This is a genomic window from Congregibacter litoralis KT71 (assembly GCF_000153125.2).
GTDB classification, from domain to species: Bacteria; Pseudomonadota; Gammaproteobacteria; order Pseudomonadales; family Halieaceae; genus Congregibacter; species Congregibacter litoralis.
The window spans coordinates 3385329-3410039 of sequence record NZ_CM002299.1 but is presented as its reverse complement, the minus strand read 5'-3'; the positions used below and the strand labels follow the sequence as shown (position 1 = coordinate 3410039).

The 24711-nt window shown below is 54.4% G+C and carries 16 protein-coding genes; 7 read left to right on the top strand and 9 right to left on the bottom strand.

The genetic code is table 11. The features are described from left to right. Together xrtA and KT71_RS15470 are read right to left on the bottom strand one after the other, a co-directional pair. Entirely contained in the window at positions 1–1515 is a 1515-nt protein-coding gene (gene xrtA, locus KT71_RS15475; protein WP_023660164.1) for an exosortase A, read from the bottom strand. 173 nt (positions 1516–1688) lie between these two features. After that, complete coding sequence (locus KT71_RS15470; protein ID WP_008294417.1) at positions 1689–2288, bottom strand: acyltransferase; 600 nt, start codon at positions 2286–2288, stop codon at positions 1689–1691. A 113-nt stretch (positions 2289–2401) separates the two neighbouring features. Here KT71_RS15470 and KT71_RS15465 point away from each other — a divergent pair, with 113 nt between their 5' ends. Then, positions 2402–3520 carry a right-handed parallel beta-helix repeat-containing protein gene (locus tag KT71_RS15465; RefSeq protein WP_023660163.1) on the top strand — a complete coding sequence of 373 codons (1119 nt, stop codon included), beginning with the start codon at positions 2402–2404 and terminating at the stop codon, positions 3518–3520. Between the two features lie 94 nt (positions 3521–3614). Here KT71_RS15465 and prsT (KT71_RS15460) read toward each other — a convergent pair whose 3' ends face one another. From prsT (KT71_RS15460) to KT71_RS15445, 4 genes are all read right to left on the bottom strand, one after another. Continuing rightward, on the bottom strand, positions 3615–6392 hold the full coding sequence (gene prsT / locus KT71_RS15460; RefSeq protein ID WP_008294419.1) for an XrtA/PEP-CTERM system TPR-repeat protein PrsT: 2778 nt from the start codon (positions 6390–6392) through the stop codon (positions 3615–3617). Positions 6393–6514: 122 nt separating this feature from the next. After that, positions 6515–8764, bottom strand: coding sequence for an efflux RND transporter permease subunit (locus tag KT71_RS15455; protein WP_008294420.1), 2250 nt, complete (start codon positions 8762–8764; stop codon positions 6515–6517). Continuing rightward, positions 8764–10602: an AMIN domain-containing protein gene (locus KT71_RS15450; protein ID WP_169729163.1), complete on the bottom strand. Its 1839-nt coding sequence runs from the start codon at positions 10600–10602 to the stop codon at positions 8764–8766. Before KT71_RS15450 ends, KT71_RS15455 begins: the two co-directional genes overlap by 1 nt. A gap of 73 nt (positions 10603–10675) precedes the next feature. Next, positions 10676–11497, bottom strand: a complete 822-nt coding sequence (locus KT71_RS15445) for an outer membrane lipoprotein-sorting protein (protein WP_023660161.1) — start codon at positions 11495–11497, stop codon at positions 10676–10678. Positions 11498–11781: 284 nt separating this feature from the next. Between KT71_RS15445 and KT71_RS15440 the strand changes: the two genes are divergently transcribed. Continuing rightward, on the top strand, positions 11782–12732 hold the full coding sequence (locus KT71_RS15440; RefSeq protein WP_023660160.1) for a PEP-CTERM sorting domain-containing protein: 951 nt from the start codon (positions 11782–11784) through the stop codon (positions 12730–12732). Between the two features lie 102 nt (positions 12733–12834). Here KT71_RS15440 and KT71_RS15435 read toward each other — a convergent pair whose 3' ends face one another. Together KT71_RS15435 and prsT (KT71_RS15430) are read right to left on the bottom strand one after the other, a co-directional pair. Next, a complete protein-coding gene (locus KT71_RS15435) occupies positions 12835–13713 on the bottom strand; it encodes a ThiF family adenylyltransferase (RefSeq protein ID WP_008294424.1) in 879 nt (292 codons plus the stop codon). A gap of 114 nt (positions 13714–13827) precedes the next feature. Beyond that, positions 13828–16614: an XrtA/PEP-CTERM system TPR-repeat protein PrsT gene (prsT, locus tag KT71_RS15430; RefSeq protein ID WP_008294425.1), complete on the bottom strand. Its 2787-nt coding sequence runs from the start codon at positions 16612–16614 to the stop codon at positions 13828–13830. A 399-nt stretch (positions 16615–17013) separates the two neighbouring features. On the opposite strand from prsT (KT71_RS15430), the gene KT71_RS20555 reads away from it, so the two are divergent. Together KT71_RS20555 and KT71_RS15420 are read left to right on the top strand one after the other, a co-directional pair. Continuing rightward, positions 17014–17997 (top strand): THxN family PEP-CTERM protein, encoded by a 984-nt coding sequence (locus tag KT71_RS20555; protein ID WP_023660158.1) that lies wholly within the window; start codon positions 17014–17016, stop codon positions 17995–17997. 444 nt (positions 17998–18441) lie between these two features. Continuing rightward, positions 18442–19137, top strand: coding sequence for a tetratricopeptide repeat protein (locus tag KT71_RS15420; protein WP_152025255.1), 696 nt, complete (start codon positions 18442–18444; stop codon positions 19135–19137). A gap of 46 nt (positions 19138–19183) precedes the next feature. On the opposite strand, the gene KT71_RS15415 is transcribed toward KT71_RS15420, so the two are convergent. After that, a complete protein-coding gene (locus KT71_RS15415; protein ID WP_008294428.1) occupies positions 19184–19996 on the bottom strand; it encodes a PEP-CTERM sorting domain-containing protein in 813 nt (270 codons plus the stop codon). Positions 19997–20480: 484 nt separating this feature from the next. On the opposite strand from KT71_RS15415, the gene KT71_RS15410 reads away from it, so the two are divergent. From KT71_RS15410 to KT71_RS15400, 3 genes are read left to right on the top strand one after another with little or no spacing between them, the layout of a single operon-like run. Continuing rightward, positions 20481–22604, top strand: a complete 2124-nt coding sequence (locus KT71_RS15410) for a type I secretion system permease/ATPase (protein WP_008294430.1) — start codon at positions 20481–20483, stop codon at positions 22602–22604. After that, entirely contained in the window at positions 22601–23986 is a 1386-nt protein-coding gene (locus KT71_RS15405; RefSeq protein ID WP_008294431.1) for an HlyD family type I secretion periplasmic adaptor subunit, read from the top strand. The genes KT71_RS15410 and KT71_RS15405 overlap by 4 nt, the downstream gene beginning before the upstream one ends. Next, positions 23986–24606 carry a helix-turn-helix transcriptional regulator gene (locus KT71_RS15400; protein ID WP_008294432.1) on the top strand — a complete coding sequence of 207 codons (621 nt, stop codon included), beginning with the start codon at positions 23986–23988 and terminating at the stop codon, positions 24604–24606. The genes KT71_RS15405 and KT71_RS15400 overlap by 1 nt, the downstream gene beginning before the upstream one ends. Positions 24607–24711 lie beyond the last annotated feature (105 nt).

Sequence of the window (24711 nt, the reverse complement as noted above, 5' to 3'; positions counted from 1 at the left end):
TTAGCCTTCGTTTTTCAGCGCCAGGATCGCGCCCTGGTCCGATTTATGAATGACGCTCCACCAGGAATCCAGTCTTCCTCGTAATTGCTCCAGCGGCGCATCAAAGTCAGTCGAAATGGTGATGTAGGCCGCTTGCTGTTGTCCGTGCAACAACGCCAGTGCTTGATACAGTTTTGCCATATAGGAGTTGGCCACGAAGGTGTCGCCCACCAAGTAACCGCTCCACACAAAGACTTTGTCCTGGCCAAGACTCACTTCTGATTCAATAATGCTTCCTACGGAGGTTTTATGTGCTCGAGATGCTGTGAGCTTCCAGGCGCCATCGTAGGGGCTGGTAAGACGATTCAGTGATGAGATGGCTTCAGCACCATCGCGCTGAGTATGGAAATAACCGACGTGCAAAGTCACTTGCTCGTCGCCCCGGATATACGTGCGTTGGCCTGCCAAATCGGGATTATTAATCATGGGCGCCCACCCACTTGGGGCTAGATCTGTCGCCTGCCAGTTGCCTGCCCGTAGGGGGAGGATCAGCGATGCGTTTGTGGGTAACGCGGCCTGCTGAGATTTAAGCGTGGTAACAGCCAGGTTTGTCGCAAGCATTACGGCGATAACACCCATGCCGAATAGTGCGCTGGGCGGCGTTTGAATAGAGCTCGAATCAAGCTTTTCAGTTTCATCTTTTTTAATGTGATCAGCCCAAAACCCTCCGATCCAGAACAGGGCAAAAATCACGATGCCAAAGAACACCCAGCCATAAAGCAGATGATCCGCACCTACTGCGTACTTCATACCCGATAGGTGACCAATCATGACGATGCCGTAGGCACGAAAGCCGTTGGCAACAATGGGTACGATGAGGGACGCAAGGATAAAGAGCGCGCGTTTCGAAAAAGACCGATAACTTATATAGGCGTATATCGTGCCTAGCGCAGCTGAGGCAATCAGATAGCGCACGCCGCTGCACTCTTCAACTACGGCCCAGCTTCCGCTGGGTAACTCAAAAGAAAGCCCATCACGATAAATTGGCACGCCAGAGTGCTGTACCAGATATACCGTCATATCGGCGGTGAGCTCCATCATTGGTGGAATCAAGCTCTGGCCAAGAGGCACAGCGAAAAACAGATAGAGAAGGGGGAATAATAGGGCCAACGCAATAGGCGCGCCAAGAATCAACCAGACACTCGCGGGGATCAGCGCGACCATCGCGAGCTGCCGAACGACCGCTACATCAATGAGTGTCGCAAGTACCCAGAGGCCTAATATTGGCAATACAACTAACGTAGCGCGCAAATCTTTGTGGACCGCAATGCTCGCTATGCGGTGACGCTGTTCCCAGATGAGCCACAGGGCAATGGGAAGGATAAGAAAACCATGGGTGAAGGTCTCGTTTACCAACCAGATATTGATCATGGACTGTGTAGTAGAGAAAAAGACCGTGGGCACAACAAGCAGTATTAACAACAGCGCTTTGAGCTGCGGGATACTTCGCCAATCCGCAAGAAAGTGTTTAAGCATGATGATCGATTGCTCAGCAGTATGTGTGTGGGTGGCTGTGCCCGTTGATTACGATAAAGTAAAACACGCCTAGCCTACCCTGACCAATGACTATCCCAGGGAGTTACAAGCTTCCGTGATCTGGTGCACGTTTTCTCGACGGTGCCGCAGGATTTTACTCAGTGGGACATTGCTTAGGTTTCAGTCGCCGCATCTCGTATTCGAGACCGCAAGACTCGCGCCGGATGCCCCGCCGCTATGCTCATTGGATCTACATCCTTTGTGACCACGGAGCCTGCACCAATGACGCTTCCATCACCGACGTCCGCCATCACCAGCGCCGCATTGCCGATCCAGCAGTCTTCGCCAATAGAGATCATATCGAACTGTCCTCCCTGATCGCGGATGGGCGTCTCCAGATCGTCAAAGCGGTGTTGCCCGGTGCCGCTCATGATGTGCACACCGCTGGCGATAAGCGTGTCCTTGCCGATGTGGCAGCTGCCGATATTGCACTGTGGGCCAATGTAAACGCCAGAACCTATAACGGTATCCCGTTGAGAAAAGAGCGTGCCAAACCCGATGTAAGTGTCTTCAGCGCAGGAGCGCATGGCCATGCGATAAAACGCAACGCGCAGATAGCTGCCTGTTTTGCCGGGGAAAAGACTTAAAAACTGTGAACATGCCGCAAAGGCGCCATCACCAGCGATAGGTCGCAGCAGTAAATCGATAAAAAGTAGCGGGGATACCGTCACAATGGAGAGGGCTCGCATGACGCTTTTCAGGAGGATCTTCATGTCGCAGATAAGCTCCGAACAATTGTAAAGCTGTGGTCAAACATGCGGCTCAGACTTTCCCGTAACCCCGTCACACGCTAGTGTACCCTGAGACACCTCCCGGAGAGACTCGGATGTCGGCATTTAGACTGAAAACAACGCTGTTCTTTTATCTCTCAGTTTATGGGCTTGCTACACCTTTGCATGGGGCGGCATCGGTGACCGCAGCACCCACTGAATCAGTCACGCTGAGAGTGGCTACGGCAGCGGCGCTTTATGCGGCCGTTCGGGGGGCAAGCGGCGATCAAAAAACGGTTATCAGTCTGGCCGATGGGGTTTACAGGCTGAGCAATGCGCTCCGCATAGGGGTGGACAACGTGACGATACGCTCTGACTCGGATGACCCCGCCAAGGTCATCATTGCCGGCAATGGTATGCGCCAAACCGCCGGGGTCGATAATCTGATTGAGGTGAGCGGCAAAGGCGTAGCGCTGATCGGGTTGACGCTGCGTGAAGCAGGAAATCATTTGATTCAGCTGCGTGGAGAGCGCGATGCGGATCATTTCCGTTTACTAAACTGTGTCCTTCAGGATAGTTACGAGCAGCTGCTTAAAGTGAGCGGGGCATCTGAGGGAGCTGTTTCCGCGGATTTTGGGGTTGTTCGTAACTCCCGCTTCGAATACACCGCTGATCTGGGTCCCAATTTTTACATCGGTGGCATTGATATGCACGGCGGTAAAAACTGGCTCATTGAGCGAAATCACTTCCGTAACATCGCAAGCCCCGCCGACGCTGTGGCAGAGTTCGCTATCCATCTGTGGACGGGGTCTGCAGACAATGTCGTTCGCGACAACGTGATTATCAATTCGGATCGGGGTATTGGCTTCGGCCTCGGCGATCAGTGGTTCCGGCACAATAGGGCCGGAGAAATCACAGGGAACGTTATTCTACATCTACGCCCTTCAGACCCTTTCGCAGATGTGGGCATTGCCTTAGAGAACAGCCCGGGTACCTTGATCAATGACAACTTTGTTTACCTCACGCATAACTATCCCAACGGTATTGAATACCGCTTCCAGGGCACTACGGGAGTCCTGATCACGGGAAATGTCACAAACAAGGCCATCAAGGCCCGCGATGGCGCGGAGGGACTGCCCGATGGAAATCAGACCGGGTCAATTACGCGTTTAGGGATTGATTCAGCTGCGCTGATGCTTCGTGAGTTGCACAGGCGTTTTGTAGAGCAGGATTGATGGAAGCAATGCAATGCGGACCTAAGAGGCCTCAGTGAGTATCTGTCCAGTTTCGCTGGCGTTGAGCTAACGGAAAATGGCGTGACTGACAGAGTCACTTTTTTATAAAAGCATCCAGTAATTCTTGTGCGCCATTGACATCCTTGTTTCTGGCGATGAGTGAATTTAATAGTTGGATAGCCTGTTGTGTCTCATCGAGTTTCCCTAGTATTCTCGCCCTGCTGACCACTAGCGCTGAATTACTTGGGGCTTGGCGAATCAATTCATCACTAAGTGCCAAGGCCTCTTCAGCACGACCATTGACAGCATAGGCTAGAGCGAGTGTGTCTTGAATATCGATATTGCCCGGCGCAAGCTCAACCGCCTGTTGCGCAAACCTCAGACACTGCTTCGGATTTTCTGTCATGGAAGCCCAGGCGAGATTGTTCAGTACACTCGCCTGTTTTGGGGTGATGTCGTTGAGCGTCTCAAGGTACGGTAAAGCGTCTGCATTCTTACCTTGTTCAAGCAAATAACCAGAAATCTGTCCCAGGGCAGCTACGCTGCTAGAGTCTCGCGTCAGCCAGTCTTGCAGTACGCTGATCGCGCTATCTTGGTCACCTGCTCGCCAATAAGTTTTCGCGGTCAATGTCGCGTATTTCTCGCTCGGATCTAACTCATAAGCTTGGATGAAGTCTACGGCTGCTCCCTGCAGATTGTTGACACCTGCCTTTATTTGCCCTTCTGTTAGCGCACGTTCGGCAGCAGTGAAAGCGTTTTCGGGCGCGGTGCGGAGCACGGTCCTTGCGAGGTCGGATTTTCCGTCAAGGAGTAATGCCGTGATGAGTTCTGAACGTATTGCGGGACTATTGTTGATTTTTAGGGCCTCGCGAAGCGCATCGGTTGCTGCTGCCAGTTTTTCGCCACCCACGAGAGCTCGAGCTTCAAGGATGAACCCCAGAGCATTAGTTGGCTCCACTTTTTGCATGCGTTTTGCGGCCGCCACGGCGCTAGAAGTTTCACCCATAGCCATGTGGCTTTGGGCAAGTAGTGCATACAACCTTGGGTCTGCTGCGCCATTACCCTCAAAGGACGAAATGAGGCGCACTGTGTCGTTGTAACGCTTGTTGGCAACGTAATAGCGAGCCAGGCTTAGCGGCGGACGTGCCGAGGCTGGGTGCGCTTCATATGCTTGTAGGAGAGTTGATTCCATACTCTTAGGGTCACCCATTGCCGACTGCACTGCAGCGATGCGTATCAGCGTGTCGAGGTCGTTTTCATGGCTTGCGAGGATGGTTCGGTAAAGTGCTAGCGCTTCTCTATAATTTCCGTCTTTTAAGCGCATTTCGGCAAGTGCACTGTTGGCGGGCTTGTTTCCCGGTTCAATCTCGATGGCATGTTCGTAATGTGCCTCGGCGTTTGGTTCGTCAATCACGTAAGCGAACCGCCCCGCTAATACGTGCGCTACCGCCTTGTCGGAGTAATCGTCAAGATAGCTTGCGACTTCTTGTTCTGCTTCAGCTTCACGGCCATCACTCAGCAGAAAGCTCACGAGACGCGCACGCACCTCAGCAGACCCTGGGGCCAGTTTCCGCGCGGTCTTTAGCTGCTCAATGGCTTGGTCTCGTTTGCCGCTTTTGTTTAATACAGAACTGTACTGCACTATGTTTGCTGTAGATTTTGGATTAATCGAAAGAAGTTCCTCGTACAATTTTGTGCTCTCTGCATTTCTACCTTGAGCGATCAATGCGGTAGCAAGTAGCTGTTTGGCGCCAAGATTTTCTGGATACTCATTGAGGATTTCTCGCAGCAAAGCTTCTGATTCAGCCGTCTCGCCAAGCCGGGCCAAGACCTTTGCAAGACGCAGATTGGTTTGAGGCTGGTAGGCATCAAGAGTGGCGAGAATCAACCATTGCTGTCGAGCCGTACCCAGGTTTCCCAAAGCAGTATTAGCCAACGCCGCAATCAGCAGCGCTTGCTCATTCTTTGGCTCTAAACCGAGTACACTGTTTGCACTCTCGATTGCTTCTTCGAGATGCTCCTGTGCGATATGCCATTGTGCTCGTAAATAGTGGACACTGCTTGGACTGTCCACTAGCTTCTCCATCACGTCGATGACTTCTAGTGCCTCGTCATATCGTTGACTCCGGATTAGAGCGTCAGCCAGCAGGTAGCGATCTGTGAGACGGTACGGATTTATCTTCAATGATTCCATGAACGCATCTGCGCCGGCATCGTAGTTTTTCAGTGTTATTTGAAGAATGCCCAGCGCGCTCCATACTTCATAAGCGAGGGGGTGTTTGGTGACCGATTCTTCTAGTCGCCCCATAGCCTCTTTGAGGGTCATGTTGTTCTCAATAGTTAGCAGCGCATAAGCGCTCGCAACATCAGGGTCACTGGGTGCTTTTTCGAGTGCTTGATTGATGGTTGCGCGAGCTTTTGCAGAATCGCCCCAACTTGCCTGAGCTCGGGCAAGAAGTGACAGGTAGCGTGGGTCGTCTTTGATACTAGTAAACGTGCCATCGGCCACTAGTGCATCAAAATCCGAATATCTTCGGCCTTTGATCAGTGATTTTGCCAAGGTGATCAAAATCGCAGGCGTTGGTGCGCCGCCCTGAAGGGCACGCTCTGCTTCTTCAATAGCTGCGGTCGGGTTTTGGCGCCACATCTCGATCTCTGAAAGCAGCCGGCGAGCCTCGCGACTGTTGGGTGCCTGTTGCTGCGCGGCTCGCACGTCAATTAGAGCCGCGTTATCCCTACCCTCTGCAAGAGCAATATCTGCACGTTTCAGCAGCGTCTCCGGGCTCTCACCTTCACCGCAGGCTGCGAGAGCGGCAAACGCCAGCAGAAGTCCTGCCTGTCGAAATAAAGAAATCAGCGTTAGATGGCGCATCGGGGACGGATCCTTTTATCTTGTCAGTTCTATGGTGCAGCTTGCACGTATATCAGCTTTTTTACAGCGAGCTAGTTCACAGTACGCGCAATCGATTGGTGAAATCGGACGCGATTGCGTCTCTAATTTTTTACAACGCCACGCAGTAAAACAACGATGAGTGCTGGCAATACAAGCAGATCAAACACAAGCGCGATCAGAAGACCAACTGCCGTTAGGATGCCAAAGATCGCCGTTGGCTGGAAAGGCGAAGACGACATCAAAAGGAACTGCGCGGAGAGCACTACCGTAGTCGCCACTAGAGCCCTTCCTCGACGACGTACACTGCGTGCGATTGCGGCGGTCAGGCCTGCACCTCGCTCAAGCCCGGCCCTCGTGCCATGCAACAGGTGGATGGTGTCATCGACCGCAATGCCTATGGCTACACTTGCTACCATCGCAGTTGCCATGTCTAGCCATATTCCCAGTGTGCCCATAACTGCAAAAATCAGCAGTACAGGCGCAAAGTTTGGAAGGATGCTGGCAAGAACAAACCGGAGGTTACGCCATAGTATTAACATCAGCAGCGTAATCATTGTGGATACTAAAAATAGGCTGTTAATCTGGCCTTTTATTAGCAGTCGTTCTTGATCGGCAAACAGGCGTCCCATCCCTGCTGTGCCAAGTTTCAAGCCATCAGCAAGAGTACTCGCCACTTCTTCATCAAGCGCGCGAAGTAAGGCATTCAATTGAGTGGCTCCGTGAACATTGAGATTTGCCAGGATCCTTGTCCGTTGAAAGTCCTCGTCAACCACGTCATATAGATCGTCGTTGTCATAGAATAATAAATATTGATCCACGGCTGCCTCGCGATCTGGCAGTGCGTTTGGAGATTCGATCTCTGGATTGAAGGCCCGGTGCATCTCACTGAGCATCGCTGGAAAAGAAATAGTGTAGTCCACCTCGGGTCGATTCTCGAGCCATGCCTCAATATTCGCGATTGCTTTTAATTGCTGGGGGTTTTTTAGACTGCCCGGTCCCACGTCCTCAATTATCAGTTCCAAAGGCATGACCCCTGAAAGTTTGTCTTCAATTGTCAGCGTGGCCTGATTGATAGGGTGATCATCGTCAAAAAAGCTGTATAGATCGGTCTCGACGATAATACGTGGCAGTTGCAATGCACTGATTAATAACACCGCGGCTGTTACTGCGAGCACTGTGCGCGGTCGACGCAAAGAAATACGTAGTAGCCGGCTTGTTATTGCATCCATGCGCCGTAGCCCCCCACTTTGAGCCTGCCAACGCTCGGGTTCAATTTGGAGCAAAAGAGCCGGGAGTACCGTCACGATTAGTAGGGCGCCAATGAGCGTCGCGACGCCTACCGTTAAGCCGAAACTCGCGATAGGCTGAATAGGACTGGCCATTAGCGAGAGCAGGCCTGCTGCTGTGGTTAGTGCGGTAAATAGTATAGGAGTGCTTACTGTCAGCAAGGCATCACGCATACGCGCCTCGCAGCGCAGGCCACGCGAGTCCGCATTACACAGTGCGCTAAAAAGGTGCATCAGCATCGCAACGGTAAGAGCAGTGAGCAGTGGCGGCATTATTGCGGATATGAGTGTAAAAGGACTGCCGATAAGAACGAGCAAACTAGTCGCCGCGCCAGTGACCGCGCCAATGCAAAGGGCCGATATGAGTAATACTTGCCAGCGACGAAATAGCCACCATAGCACCAGCATGGAAACCCCCAGTGTGCCGGGGATAAGCGTTGCTAAATCGCGGATCATTGCTCGCAACTGGGCGACGTCCAGAGCGATATGTCCACCAACAGCAATTAGAGACTCTCTTACCTCGCTTTCTTCAATGCTATCAATCACATGGTTGTAAAGTGACAAGCGAGCGAGGCTGCCGGAAAGCGGCACGGGACGAATTATTAGTGCGAGAGTTGATCCATCGCTCGAAACTAGTGCGTTTGGTGCAAATCGATCGCTAAGTGCTCGCGCGAGATTCTCACTCGCAGAGTCGGTTGTTTGTCCTTCGCCTAACAACGACTCTACAGCGAAGCCATCATCTGTTGGCTCAATATGATCAACCTGCGTAACACTCAATACTCGCTCAATATTTGTTTCCAACTCCAAGTTTTTACTTAACTGTTCCAGAGAGTGTAAGAACTGGCGCGAAAAAATGTCATTGCCTTGAAAGATGGCCACCAACACCTGATCTTGTGGGAAGTACGTCCGGACTTCCTTGTCAAAAATTACTGCAGGCGCCGATTCTGGAAAGTACGATTCGGGTGCATTGTCGAGCGTCAGCCGCAGTAGAAGGGGTCCAGGTAGAACCAGGATTAACCCGAAAACTAATGCGGCTAGTTTGGGTTTGTTGAGCAGGAAGTTCATTAGAATTTTGCGCGCCAACCGATAACGACCGTATCGCGGTCGGCGTAGAAGCCTTCCTGTGTGCCATAGGTACCGGAAAATATGTGTGCAGCGATGTAAATCTCGCCTGGCTCCAGTGCAGTGTAGATTAGTTCAGGGTTCAGATAATTGCCTCGCTCGTCTAAGCGAAATCCGTAGCGGAGCCGAGCTCGGAAGGGTAATTTGGAGATTGTAAATGGTGTTTCCATGTCTCCCAGTAGGTTAAGCGTGTCGATGAAGTCTACGCTATTGCTGGCATCAAGCAGATGCCGGCCAGAGAGCTGGGTCGTTATTCGTAAGTCGCCATCATTGGGAAACACTTCAGCCCCGACCACCCAATTTAATTCTTCTGACATACGAAGCTGTAACGAACTTGCGTCGGTGTAGGGGGAGTCGCTAAGCCACGCAATTTCGCCACGAAAGGTCCAGGCGTTCGCAGTTATAGCTGCGTCACCTCCAACTACCCATGTGCGAGGGTAAACGACGTCGAGCACCGCGGGGCCGTCGCGGCCCGGAGGGCTTGCTAATTTGAAGTATGGCTCAGGATTGTTGACACGCTGCGCAGTGACCGCATAGTCAAGGGCAGATCCCGAATCAGAGAATCGTAAAGCAAATCCTTCGTTACCTGCAAAATCATTGCGCACTCTAGCGCCTCTAAGCAATGGTTGGATCTCCGGATCAATAGGAAGTCCTGCCACGGCACCGCTTTTTGGGTCTACTGGAAACCATACGCTTTCGTCAGCAGGTAATACAGCTTCTCTGAAAGTCGGCAGGTAAACTAAGTCCAGATGCCGATTCCCCCATAAGCGCTCGACCCTCAGGGCGGGGTTTGCTCTTCGCCGACTAGGCAGGTCGTCCATAATTAAACGGGTAAAATCTCGGGTGCTCAACTTATCCGTAGGTGAAAATTCGTCGGCGCGGCCCCAAATGATACGCTGGGCACCAGCGGTTACGCGCCAATCGGCGACGGTGTAGCGCAGCCAGCTTTCGTCATAATCTGCGCGTAGGTACTGTAGCTCCGTGAGGCCGTTGGCTTGGTGTTGTCCATCGACTCTCGCGGAAAGGCGAAAGCTCAGCGAGTCACTGATCGACCGTGTGAGCCCAGCTATGAATTGTAGATGTGTATTAACACCATCATCTGTACTGTTTCTTACGTAACCTGACTCGAGCAGTGCACGGTCGATAAACCATTGCTTTGCTGTATTGCCAGTGACTGCTGGCGTGGCTTGGCGCTGACTCTCCATTGGTGTGGGTTGTGGATCACTGCCAAAAATGAGCGTGCTGTTAGTGCGTTTGGCCTCTGGCTTGCTGTGGTCAGCTAGTTGAGCGGCTAGTGAGTCACTCGTTGCGCTTGTTTTGATCGCGACACTCGTTGCTTCTCTTGCTGATGGGTTATCGTCATCCGAGTTGTTAGCATTGACAGCGTATGTTCGCGGGAAACGGACAACTATAGTCTGCGAACCAGACTGCCTCTTGGTTTCTATGGTGAACATGCCTGGGCTTGGGGCGTCGTGCAGGTCAAACACCACTCTGGTCCGGGGCCCTGGGTGTGAGCCGAGCCGAATTCTATTCACCAAGGACGGTGCTGTTGCGGCAGAGAGTTCCTGAACATCGCCTTTAGCAGTCGTGCCAGCTAAGTCTATGACCAGACGGGGGGGGGACAGCAGCGTGAAATGCCGGGGCGGCTGAATTGAGCCATCAACCGCTAAAATGAACGTCGCGGCACTACTTGAGTCTTCACTAACTGTTATTGACTTTAAACTACCTGAAGGCGTGTCTGCCCGGGCATTTGGTGGGGAAGTTGCAAGAGCGATTGCCACGGCGAAACACACATTTTGGAGCGCCGACAAGAGCTCACCGGAAAAGCTGCCGCGACTCTTAGCGATGTAAGCCTCATGGGCGATAGCTTGACTCCAGCGTTGGATTTTTCAGAGACGATGTTGTGAACAAGTCATGAGGAAGGCCCTGATCGTAACGGACAGCCGTGAAAGTCATTACCGTGGACTCCCCAGTGGCCAGGTTCTCCATTACACTGCGGGTGATAGTCCACACTCCCTGAATCTCATCGATGCGCTTTACCAGTAAGCGCTTGCTTGCCTGTTCGCTTCCTTCGTACAGATCCACTCGCAGTGGCAATAAAAGCTCCGGATGCACCCAAGTCAAACGCTTGCTGTAAACGGATTTGCTTTTGTCACGAGGTATGCTCTGCAAAAGCTGCGTGCTGACACCCTCATACTCTCGATCACCTACAAGCTCGTGTATGTCATCACCTGGATGCCGTGCGCGAAGGTCTTCGTAATACAGTTGGGTGTTTACGAAACGGCCGCCTCGGTTAGAGCTGCTGATCCGTCGTACTCGATCGAGCGCAGGGAGATAGAGCCAGAGTCCATCCTCCCTTGGATCGTCAAGAAGCGCGGTATTTCTGATGCTCGCTGGCGAGTTGAAGCGAATCAAAGTTGCCGCCAGCCCTGACGGGGTGTCGCGTTGATAGATCACAAACTCCCGCGTGCGCTCTTTGCCTTTTGCAGTTCGCAAAGTCATTTTTCCGACCATTGCTAAGTCCGCGCCAGCGTCTCGCGTGAAAATGGCGTTGGCTAGTGAATAGCCAGGATCGGCGCCAATTGATCCCGAGACCGCACAACACGTTCCCACAGCTAGCAGAAGTGACAATGCCAATCGGCGAGCTTTTGCAGCCGAGCGATGATTTTGCGTCATGCGTCTCCTCGCCTCGCCCCTATAACTCTAAAATAAACAATAGCTTAGACGGTTTATTACATATCGGTGATAGAGTCTAGCGACTGTAGGGGCGTTTTGTCGAGCAACGCCTAACGCTAGGTGTCGAAAAACTTTACATATCTGTGCTGTAGAAAAGTTTTGGATTGGAGGTTTTTCTGTAAGACATTGAAAAATATATATATAATTTTAGTGGCACGCTGGTTGCTTTTATTCTGAACGTAGGCAAGTTTTCAATCATATTGCGATCACAGGAGTTAAGTATCGTGAAAAAGTTTAATAAGTTGGCTTTAGCAGTTGGTGTGGCGGGCGGTTTGTTAGCTGTTCCAGCAATGGCAGTTCCTATTAGCCTTGACGTTCGTGCAGATGGTGATGGCGCTTTTGCTCTAGGCGATGCTGACACCAGAACTGATACTTTTAATCAACTCACACTCGATGGTTTCAATCCGACATCTGTGTACTACGACATCGACAACAGCGGTGGGGTATCCACCGGCGATATTGTGATTGATGCAGCGATTACCACAGTTCTCGGCTTGAACGGTTTGGATGGGACAAGTACTGAGGCGCTTGGCCTCGCTTGGGGTGTTGACGTGTCCTGGGTGCTTGAAGGCACTGCGACCGTCCTGAATTTTGACCCTGATCCAAACTACAACGGGCTGGGTACCGACGCGTTGGTCGGTGAGTTTAATGGGGGTGAGGTTGCGCTAACATGTACGGGATCTTGCGCAGGTGACGAGATCGTTATTGATGTGACTGGTTCATCTGTATCGGATCCGTTTTCTGGAGATATCGAAATCGAGGTCTTCGGTGAGGTCGCAGACGTTACAGCAGGTTTTGCCCGGTTCGAGGCTGGGACTCGTGCAGGCGAAGACTTCGCAGACATAGTACTTGATCCTCTTGACACCATACGTGTTCGAGGCAATTCGGAGCTGGAGGGTGGCGCAACGGTTCCTGCCGCGCTTGATGATGGTGAATCGGTGTTTGATTGGCTTGATGCGCGATACGACACCAGTATCGCTACCGCTCTTGACGGTCTGATTGCGGATTTCGAGTTGAGAACGTTTGGAGAAGGCACAGTTGCTGATCGGTATTTGCGTACTACCTTCCTGAATTCGGCAAACATTCAGTTTGATGTGCCAGCTCCAGCTACACTGGGTCTTCTGGGCCTTGGACTTCTTGGTCTCGGAGCTCGAGCTCGAAAGCAGCGCTCTTAAGACTCAAGTGTCCCTGTCTCTCCAGAGACAGGGCACACGAAAAACCGGACTCATAGCTGAGTCCGGTTTTTTTATGTCTGGAGTTTGTGAGGAGCTGGTCTGCTAGGTGCTTCGTTGTTGTTTCTTCAGTATCGTCCGCACCACCATAAACATGATCCGCTGCAGCGGATTGCGGTTACCGCCAGGGCGCCAGGTTTTCACGTATTTGTTGCGGTAGGCGTCAAAGTGCAAGCCTGATGGTGCGGTCACGATGGGGCCTCGGCCAAGCAGGAGTTTTACAGCGGTGGTGCAGGCGACCCCCGCGGCGAGAGAGATCCCGAGCCCCGTCGAGGGCACCTTCCGTGTATTGAAGTCGATGGCGCTGTCGCCCACCAGGTAGTGCCTTTGCTGCATGGAGGGGGAGAGTCCGATAAGGAACTTGATCATCTTGTCTTCCCAGCTCTCAACTGAATCGAAATCAAAATAATCATCAAAGCTGATGCTGTCTGGCGTAAACACCAGAAGTGCGGTGCCCATGCCCATGGGGGCAGCAGTGATGGCCGGAATACCCAGCTCGCGACAACGCCGAAACACCGTGCGGCGTATATCCAGGGCAAAAAAGTCCAGACTGTCGATGTAGAGGTCGGCGCCCGCAAGAAAATCATCGACGTTTTCATCGCTTACGCCATCCGGGAAGTTGCGGATATCGGCCTCGGGGTTAATTGAGAGCAGCAGTTTTTCCATGACCTCGACCTTGGTCTGGTCAACGGTATCCATGGTCGCGCCATATTGCCGGTTGAAGTTTGCCTGTTCGAAAACATCCAGGTCCGAGATGGTAAAACGACCCGCCCCAAGCCTGGCCATGCGAACGGCGTGATCGCCGCCGACGCCACCCATACCGGCGATGGCTATACGTTTGTTTCGCAGGAGCTGTTGCTCTTCGAGCGACAGCCAGCCGATGTTTCGCGAGAATGCGTCTTCGTAATCAAACTGTTTTTCCACGCTAAGAGCCCCCTTGTGACCTTGAATCAGTCTTTCACGATTTTATGCGGCGGGGCAATGTTCGTAGATGGATCGAATTGGCCCGAAAATGCCCGGGGATCGATGGGGTAACCCCTATGGCCCATCGCTGAGTATGCTGCCTAGTAACGCGCGAGCCTCGGACTGCTGAGCAAACTCTGCGCCTGCTACCAGCTTGGCAAGGATTTCTATGGCGTCTTCCTCCCGGTCCGCATCAATGAGTATCAGTGCGCGGTTGAACTGCAGCTCGGGGTCGAGCTTCTTATCTGTAGAGAGAGCGAGGTCGCTGAGAGCGAGGGCTTCTTCTTTATTACCTATAGATCGTTGGACCATGGCGTAGGTATCCATGATCAATACGCTTTCCGGTGCCAGTGCATGGGCCTTTTTGGCGTAGTTCAACGCCAATTCTGGTGAAGTCTCCCGGTTAAGCCATGCGAGATTGTTGAGCACCATGGGGTTTTCTGGAGCGATCTCGATTAAGAAATTGTAATGCGCCTTTGCTCTCTTCTCGTTACCAACGGCGAGTTGCCAAGCCGCGAGTTTAGAGCGCACCGCAAGATCGTCGGGGTGCTCAGTCAACCAGGCTTCCAGATTGTCAATGGCTTCTTTGCGCTTGTCTTGCTCCCATTTAGCGATGTTCAGAAAGACCGCTAGTTGACTGTCAGGCTCGATCTCAAATGCCCTCTGGAACAGCACTTCAGCGTCTGCTGGTCTGTCCTGCAGCATTGCAAGTTGGCCTTCCACCTTGGCTACTCCCGGCGCAGCCCTCACGGTCGAGGGGAGTTTTGCAAGCTCAGCTGCTGCCCTGTTGGGCATGTTTTGGGCTAACAAAGTCTCTACGATCAGCTTGCGCATTTCGACGTTATCGGATGTCAGCGCAAGAACGCGTTCGGCGTGTTCACGAGCAGCTCCCAGCTGGCCATCGTTTTGTTCCAGTCGCGCTACATACGCAAGTGAGGCGGGGTCGTTTGGGCGAAGCCTCAGCATTTGCCTGCCACTAGTTACCGCCTGCGTGGTTTGCCTGCTCGCCATAAACGCTGCGGCGAGGAGTTGGTGAAGCTCAAAGCTGTTTGTGTGGTGCTCTCGCACTGTGTCCAGAAGGGCTTCTGCTTTCCGAGGATTCTCCTGAATGATCTCATAGCGAGCGAGCGCCAATCGAGGCGGCAATGCCTGAGGGTCTGCGCTCATCGCACGATTTAGAGCGTCCAGCATGGCATCTGTATTGCCCGCCTGTTCCTCAAGAGTCGCGAGATTCATAAGAGTTTGTACGTTAGTGGGATGAAATTCGAGAATCGAGTAGAAATGCTGACGCGCTTCATCAATATTGCGCTCGTTTAAAGCCATGATCGCCAAGCCGCCATTGGCATTGATGTTGCCCGGCTCTTTGACGAGCACAGACTCGAAGATTTCTCGGGCTTTGTCTCTCTCACCTGTTTGCAGGGCAAATCTGGCAGCAAATATCTGCGGACGCGTATCGTCTGGCGATTCCGACTGATATCCAGCCACGGCTTCTCTGGCTAAATCAATTCTGTCGCTGGCAAGGTAAGCGCCGATGAGACGCTCTCGAAGTTGCGCATTCTTCGGGTCCATGGCCAGCGCTTTCTCAAGCTCTACGATGCCAGAAGCTGTATCACCCAGGAGTAGTTGCGTGGCTCCAAGTCCGGTGCGATCCTCTACGGAATCGGGCTTAAGTGTGGCGAGCTGCTGGTAGAGCTGCTCGCTCTCAACATATTCCCCTTGAGCAACCAGTGCCAAAGCTAGTAGACGCATGGCGGCGATGTTTTTCTCTTCCAGTTGCAAAATTTCGCGCGCGACACGCTCTGTCGCCAGCGCATCATTTCTTTGTAGGTAAACGCTGGCAAGTTGTAGTCGCGCTGGAACGTTACTTGGTTGCTCTGCCACTAGCTTTATTAGCTGCCGCTCCGCAGTTGCAAGATTGCCCTGTTGGAGGTTCGCAGTAGCGGCAAGGTAAAGTGCTGCGGTGTGTTCTGGAAGCACTCCCAGAACCTGGTTGAGCTCTTCTAGGGCAAGGCTGTATTCTCCCTTGTCAAAGAGCAGACGGCCGCGAGCGAAGTTAACACCTGGGTTTTCGAGCTCCAACTCCTCGAGTTCCGCTAGTTTGCTATCTGCTTCGTCGCTTCTGCCGAGCTCAATAAGCGCACCTACCAGGTGGAGTCGTTCGGCTATTCGATCGGGATTGATTTCAGCGACCTTTCCATACCACTTTGCCGCACTAGCGTAGTCCTGCTGATAGCGCGCAACATCTGCGCGCAAACTCCAAGCCTCGTCATTCAGAGGATAGTCATCGGTGATTCCTGCAAGAATGTCAGCGGCGCCAAACACATTGCCACCTTGTCGCAGCAGAACCAGGGCCTCACTGGACCTGATATAGGGATCCGCCGCGTCTGCTGCCAGGGCTCTGTTCACAGCTTCCGTTGCCGCTTCGTAGTTACCGGTCAGTGAATACGCTCGGGCCAGCGCAGCTTGATACAGCGGAGCGTCTGCCGCTGTGAGGTCATCGCTTTCGTGCAAGGTCAATAATGTGTCGGTATCCCCCGCGGCGATGAGTGCCTGAGCGTAACGCACCTGACTATCTACCTGCCCACCAATCTCGTGGGCTCTGAGAAACTCTGCCGCGGCCATTTCGGCTTCGCGCTGCACCATGTAAGCATCACCCAGCAGAACCCTTGCTGCGGCGCTGCCTGGGTTTTGCTGTAAAGCGGTTTTTAGATCCACCATCGCGGCGTCAATTTTCCCTGCTTCAAGGGCAGAGCTGGCGCGAGCCAGAAGCTTTTGTTCTGATTCGTTTTCTGACCCCGAGCAAGCGACCAGGAGCGCCATCAGAAGCCCGATTCCGATGGCATATCCAGAGCGATCAAACATGGTTGTTTTCCTATGACGACTAGTTGCCAGGCCATGAGGTTAGTCGATCAGGCGAGGTCTGCCAAAGTATTCCTTGGTCGCGCGCTGACACCGTGGTAGCGGTGACGGGTGTAGTACTGATATTAGGTTGAGGGGGTAGGGAGGTGATGAAGGCCGTGCCGACCTTGAGGCGTGAGCTACCTTCGTCATTTGTCAGCTTTTTTTACATTTGTGTTTCAATTCGCTTGGATTTGAAGTGGAAGCTGTTCCTGAACACACGGCTTGATTATATTTTTAATTAAAAATCAATGGGTTAAAATTGGTTGAGTGTTTTTGGCCCATAATATGCATCGGATCTGTGTAATTCAATGTAAGTGTAGCTAAGCCTCACAGAGCGGCGATGCAATCGGAGAAACAGCAATGATCAAGAATAACCACGCAATCCACAGGCAGCTTGCTAATGCCGCAGCGGCATTGTTGCTGGGTACAGGAGGTGTATCGGCATCTGCTGCCATTGTCACCGAGTGGGATTTTTCTACTTCTGCGACATTTACTTCCGCGACTTTTAGTGGTGCAAGTGCCGGTAACACGGTGAGCGCCAGCGAGTTGTCATGGGGGCGATCTTCGTCGTTTTGTGAGGGTGGCTCTGGTGGACCAACAGAGCCCGGTGGGGTGTTTGGCGGTTGTGGTGGCTTCTGGGGCTTGGGTGATACTGTCGATCCAGATTTCCAAGATCCGACGTCGGACGCAGCTTTCAACCGAAGCGCATTAACGATCGGCACCCCGGGGTCATTTACCGGAGGTGGTGCTGCAACCGGAACTGTGAATACGGTTACTGACGGGAACATTGAAGCCGGAGATTTTGGGCTAGGCATTAATTTGACCCATTGGAACAACCCCATTAGCGGCTTCCCGACGCTCACAGGAGGCACTATTCAGGACACGCTCACCCTGACTCCGGTAGCTCCAATGACCGGCGCTTCGGTAGACGCTCCGGATATCACGTTTGACTTTCGATTCGCAGAGACTCCTAACGGAGGGCCTTGCGCTGACGGCACAGCAACGCCGTGCGCGGATCTGTTTGGTATCGTGGCAGTGCCTACTTTGAATCTGGCGTTTGATTACCTTGGGCAGGAATATTTTGCCAGCGTACTGCTGACCGACGGGATGGGCGGGGCAGCGCCCATCGGCACCTTGGGCGATCAGGAGTGTGCCGCGGTTAGCTTGGGCTCAGGTTGTCAGGGTTTCCGAACCGCTGAGAGCCAGGCAACCACCGTGCAGTTCGCGTTCGCTATTTCGACGACACCTGTGTTCGTGCCTGCGCCGGCGCCCATCGCGTTGTTCGGGCTTGGCGTTCTTGGGTTGGGTCTGCTCAGGCGCAAAAGCCGCAGTCAGGCAGCCTGAAACTCATTCCTTGGATGGGCCGCGCCCTGCAGCGCAGCCCGGTGAAGGACATTAGAAAACCCGTTGGATGATGTTCCGGCGGGTTTTTTTATATGGATTTTGTTTGTGAAGTCCTGGGTTCTGGTCTTACGGTCTCCCCTGTAAGTCGGGTAGACAGGGTTTTCGTGTAATCGCTCAGTTGTCGCTTGCCCTAACGCTAATTTAGGTGTGTGATGTTAAGAGTCGTAATGCATGTGGTTTCAGCGGTCGTCGGGGCTGTGAATTGATAAAACGCAAACAGTTCAAGTGCCTGATCTTTCAAACCAAGCCTTGAGTTCGTCGCGAAAAATTTCGTTGTGTTCAGGCATTCTTATTGTCACCAGTCAGCTGTAGAGCCAATAGTTGGCCAGGTGATTGATGAGGCGATAGCGATAGATCAAACACACGCAGGGCTACGGCTTGGGCGTGGCGTACAGTCGCGCAGGCGAGTTTGAGGCGGCTGATGATGCCTGGCGTCAGTCTGCGGCGCTAGCGCCCGGCAACCCACTGCCGATGTTCGCAATGGGCAATAGCCTGATGCAGCGGCGTCAGACAGACGATGCCTTGGCGGCCTTCGCCAAAGCCCTCGAGGCTGAGCCGCGTCATGTGGAGTCTATGCTGGCCCAGGGTCGTATTTACGCGAGCATGGCCGACTATGATACGGCCATCGAGCACTTCGAAAAGGTCCTGACAATAGTCGAGCGTCATCCAGCGGCTTACCTCAACATCGCGCTCGTTGAGCAGCAGCGAGGCGATAGTATTGCCGCACAGCGGGCCTATCAGGAAACTCTCGAGATCAATCAAGCGCAGCCATTGGCACATAACAATCTGGCATGGCTACTGGCCGCTGAGCCTGACAATCTCAATGCAGCACTGCGACACGCACTAACAGCCACGGAGCTGCAACCCCGCTTCGCGCCCTATTGGGATACGCTGGCATGGATTCAGCATCTGGGCGGAGACGACGACCTGGCATTGGGGTCGCTTGAGAAAGCGTTACAGCTCCCGGGCGCCGCGTCCAATGTCAGCCTCTACGAACACCTGGCTGCGGTTCAAAGTGCTCTTGGCAATGAAGCCGCAGCCGTCGAAGCCAAGCAAAAGGTGAAAGCGCTGCAACGATAGACTCACCTAGGGGCATGGTAAAACACAGGATCGCAGTAACCTCAGATCAGACAGCCCGCCTGCGAAGCAGTCCCAGTAAGCCAAGTGCGAACAGGGCAAGGGTTGCCGGTGCTGGCACTGATGCCTGTTCCCCCAAACCCGATATCTGACCTGCCTCTTCCACTAAAAACGCTACCTGATCAATGTGCGCGCCGGCGGTACCGCCGCCCACAGCGCCAAAGCTGAGCGTGAACAGCTCACCGGGATTAACGGCGACGCTTCTTGTTACCCGAACCCAGTCGCTGTTGGCCTTTTCGTCACTGAAAGTTTCGTTCAGGGCATCAACGATCGGCGTTGAGGGTGACCCGGCGGAGCCAGTGATATCAGGCAGGAGGCAGGGTCCGCCATCACCACCTTCCTGTATACAAGGGAGTGCCCCTCCGATGGTCGGAAGCGGTGGCTGCGCCAGTTGCGGTTGCTCGACAAGTAGATTCAGTGTGATGCCCTCGCCAGCACGGTTCCATAGGTCGAAAGAAAGCAGGCCCATTGAACCCGGAAGAACGTTTTCCGGGATAACAAACGTGGTGCTGATAATTCCCAATTGAGAGTCGCCGGTGATTTCGGCGTGCAGACCGGTGAGCTCTCCATCAGTACCCCGCGCCGGCGATGAAGCAAACCCTTGCGAAAAGAGTTCTATGTGTCCCTCAGTGCTGGACCAGCCAGCAACGTCTGTTGCTCTGGTCCAACTGCTGCCCGGATCTTTATTGGTGCGTTCGAACTCGCCATTCTCAATAAGGTCCACTATAACGCCGGCTTGACTGACAGCCGGTAGTGCGGCAAGCAGGACGCAGGTGGCAATATATTTGATTGAACGCTTCATCTTGTAAATCCTTAATCGCGATGGACTCTGTGCTCGGGAGAGACTCGAGTCTGTGGTTTTGTCGATGCTGTAATGCGTTGCGATTAACGTGCCAAAATATTAAGTGGTTGATTTTTATGATTATTTTTATCGATCGGGGTATTTTTAAGAGATTTTTCGGCACGCCTGTCAGCATGCCTGACACCTGTGTGACCCCGATCACAGATAGCTGCCTTCTCCGGCGGTTATGCCCATAGGCGTGCCTGTCTTGCTGCGCGGTTTTGGGCTTAATCGAGGATTGAGCTGTCAGCTTTGTTTACATGTGTGCGAGCTGCGTCACAAACTGCCCCCGGAACGCCTCATACGGCTAATGCTGCGGCCTTGCTCCGACTGTGACTTCCCGCACTATTCTTGCGCTGCGGTCCCCCGCAATCACTAGTTCACGACTCCCCAGCTGGTACCATAACGTCAACTTTAGAGCTCGTTCAGGAAGATCGCCCCACCAATGACCACCCCCCAACACGACCCATTGGTGGATTGCCTGCTGTACGTGGCGAGATTCCATCAATTGGCGGCCACCGCGGAGTCCCTCACCGCGGCCCTGCCCGTGGGTCATGACGGGTTAACGCCGGATCTTCTGCTGCGCTCCGCCGATCGAGCAGGCTTGAACGCTCGCCTGGCTCACATTGACCTCCGTAAAATTCCCGATGCCGTCGCACCGGCAGTCGTATTGTTAGAAGACAGCGCCTGCGTCTATCTTGGCGCCAACGCAAATGGCGCCGCCCGCGTGGTTTATCCCCACGCTATCGACACGGAAGTCACCGAGACCTTTGAGGCGCTTTCCGCCAAGGCCACGGGTCATGTGCTCCTGGCCCGCCCTCGCTTTAAGATCGATAACCGTGTGGACGACACCGCGATGCAAAGCGATGAGGGCCACTGGTTCTGGAGCGCCATTCGCGCCCACAGCCCCGTTTACCGCGACGTGCTGTTTGCTGCCTTCTTTATCAATGTGTTTGCCCTGGCGCTGCCGCTGTTCACCATGAACGTCTACGACCGGGTGGTGCCCAACGCCGCCTTTGAGACCCTCTGGGTGCTTGCCGCAGGCATGTTCGTGGTGCTGATTGGCGACGTAATTCTCCGAACCTTGCGCAACTACTTTATCGATCTGGCGAGTCGGCGGGTGGATATAGACCTGTCGGCAAAGATCATGGAGCAGGCCCTGGGTATGCGCATGGAACATCGTCCCGCCTCCGTCGGCTCCTTTGCCGTGAATCTGCGCTCCTTTGAGACCCTCCGGGATTTTATCGCCTCGGCCACCATCAACAGCGTGATCGATCTGCCCTTTGCCCTGCTGTTTTTTGTGGTCATCGGCTGGATCGCCTGGCCGGTGCTGATCCCCGTATTGGCAGGCATCGTTTTATTGGTGGGCTTTGCGCTGTTTATGCGGCCGCGACTCCAGCGTCTCACCGAGAGCGCCTATCAGGCCGGTGCCATGCGTAACGCAACGCTCATTGAGTCCCTCACGGGCCTGGAGACGCTCAAAGCCATGGGCGCTGAGTCGGTCATGCAGCGCAAGTGGGAAGACAGCACACGATTCTTGGCAGGGGTCGGTGTGAGCTCAAAACTCGCCTCTTCATCGGTCACCCAGGCCACTACCTGGTGCCAGCAGATCATCACCGTGAGCGTGATCATCACCGGCGTCTATTTGATATCCGTGGGTGAGCTCACCATGGGAGGGCTCATTGCCTGCACCATGCTCGCCGGCCGCTCCGTGGCGCCCTTCGGGCAGCTCGCGGGGCTTATTACTCAGTACCATAATGCGCGGATTGCCCTAGCCTCTCTGGATGCAATGTTTGACGCGCCCGTGGATCATCGACGAGACGGAGCCTACCTGTCTCGCGAGAGCTTTGACGGCGGCATTGAGTTCAAGGATGTCGCCTTTAGTTATCCGGCAGCAGAGACCGTCTCTCTACGGGGTGTGTCTTTTACCGTCAAGCCCGGCGAGCACGTAGCGGTCCTCGGCCGTGTGGGTTCCGGCAAAACGACCCTGCAAAAACTCGCCATGGGTTTGTATCGGCCCACGGAAGGGGAGGTGCTCATCGACGGTATCGACCTGCGGCAGCTTGATCCTAGGGAGTACCGCCAGGCGATCGGCTATGTGCCTCAGGACGTGACCCTGTTTCATGGCAATTTGCGCGACAACCTGAGCCTAGCCCACCGCGGTCTCACTGATGCCGCGCTTTTAAAAGCCGTGGAGCGGGCGGGGCTTGCCGAATTCGTGAATCGCCATCCCAGCGGATTCGATATGGCCATCAGCGAGCGGGGAGATTCCGTGTCCGGCGGCCAGCGACGTTGCATAGGTCTTGCCCGGGCACTCGTGCACGAACCCAGGATTCTGCTCCTCGACGAGCCCACGGGCTCCATGGATAACTCCACAGAAAAGGTCGTGATCGATAATCTCAAAACCTTTATCGAGGGACGTACCATGATCGTGGTGACCCACCGCAACGCGCTGCTGGAGCTGGTGGATCGCATCATCGTGGTGGATTCGGGCCGCATTGTTGCCGACGGTCCCAAAGACAGTGTAGTGGCTGCCTTGCAGCAGGGCCGCATCGGTAAAGCCCAATGAGCAGTACCTCCGACAGCAAAAATCTATCCGAGAGCACGGCGCCCGGACAGCCCGTGATCAAATCTCCCGCGCGCCCGTCTTCGTCGCAACAATTGGGCTGGAGTGCTCTTGCGGATCGCGCGGCCATCGAAGACGAACCGCTGCGTGCCCGCGGGCTGCTTTATGGCATTGCCCTGGTCGCTGTGCTGCTGCTTATCTGGTCTGCCTTTGCCGAGATCGATACGGTCACGCGGGGGCAGGGCAAGGTGATTCCCTCCCAGCAGGTGCAGGTGATCGGTTCTCAGGACGGTGGGGTGATCCGCGAGATTCTGATCAGCGAGGGGGACGCGGTGCAGGCCGGGGATTTGCTCCTGCGCCTCGATCAGACGCGCTCCCAGGCGACTCTGGGAGAGAACCGCGTTGAGCTGCGTGGGCTCAGCATCAAAGCCTCCCGTTTGCGCGCCATGGCCGAGGGCGCCGCTTTTACCCCTACGGAGCTGATGCTGCGTGAGCTGCCCGACGTGGTAGAGCAGGAGGATCAGCTTTATCAGTCCTCCCTGCGCAGCCGCGATGTAGAAAAAGAAATCGCTCTGGAGCAGCTGAATCAGCGCAGCGAGGAGCTAACGGAGTTGCAGGCGCGAGAATCCCAGTTGAGCACCGAGGAGCGCCTGGCACAGCAGGAGCTGGATGTGACGCGGCCCATGGTGGCCTCGGGGGCTGTCTCGGAGGTGGAGATTCTGCGTCTGGAGCGCGAGGTCAATCGGGCCCGTGGCGAGCTTGCCCAGACGCGTGCGCAGATCAATCGTGTGACTTCGGCCATTGCCGAGGCACAGGGGCGGGTAAACGCCGTGGAACTGGAGTTTGCCAACGAGGCGCGGGAGCAACTCACCGAGACCATGACCCGAATCAATGCCCTGAGCGAGGCGGCTGAGGGTCTGTCTGATCGCGTGAAGCAAACCAACGTCACTGCGCCCGTGAGTGGTACGGTCAATCAGCTCTATTACAACACCGTGGGTGGCGTGGTGCTCCCGGGTCGGGACATCGTGGAGTTGGTGCCCGCCGACGACACGTTGCTCCTGGAGGTGCGGGTGCGTCCCCAGGACATCGCATTTTTGGCGCCGGGGCAGCGGGCGAACGTCAAAGTTACCGCCTACGACTTTGTGGTCTACGGGGGATTGGAAGGACGTGTCGAGCAAATAGCAGCGGACACGGTGTTGGATGAAGACGGCAATGCCTTTTATGAGGTGTCCGTGCGCACGGAGCAGGCTGACTTTGGCCCCGACAGTCCCATCATTCCCGGCATGACCGTCGAAGTCGATGTCATCACCGGCAAAAAAACCGTGCTGGCGTATCTGATGAAGCCGGTGCTCCGCGCCCATCAGCGGGCATTGTCAGAGCGCTAATGAAAAACCTTTTCTTGAGTGCCGGGAGCGGTCCGCGGGAGCGCTGGCTGGCGGCCTTTCCTGATCTCGAGCAGGTGAACCGTGTTTTGGAAATCGCCGACATCAGCGATGCCGAAGAGGGGCCGCACCTCGTCTGGGTTGATCTGGCGGCACTCAGCGAGCCGTGGGAGGCAATCGCAAAGCTCGTGGAAGCGGGCCACAAGGTCGTTGTCCTCAGTGCTACGCCCGGCGAGGCAGAGGCATTCAGCGTGCTTGCCCGGGGCGTCAGAGGCTATTGCCACCGCGAAGCAGCACCGAAGCAGCTTCAGGAGGTTGCGGAGGTCATAAAAAACGGTGGGCTTTGGATGCCGCCGGCCTTGGTGCAGCGGCTTATCACCGTGGGCCAGCGGGTCGACACGGGTAAGGCCCCCGCCTCGCCGGATTATTTTGCGGACCTCACCCCCCGGGAAGAGGAGGTGGCGCTTATGGTCGGCCGAGGTTTTAACAATCGCGAGATCGCCGAGGCGCTCAGCGTCAGTGAACGCACGGTAAAAGCCAATCTCACCGCGATTTTTGAAAAGCTCGGTCTCCGCGATCGTGTGCAGCTGGCGCTTTACGTCAACCGTCTGCCGATTCACTAGGCTTTTGCTTGGCTGCGGTGGCTCTCAGAGCGATTTTCTGTCGACCTTGTGACCTGAGTCACCGTTTTGCGTCCTTCCCGGGCAACTCTGCCCTTTAGTACATAC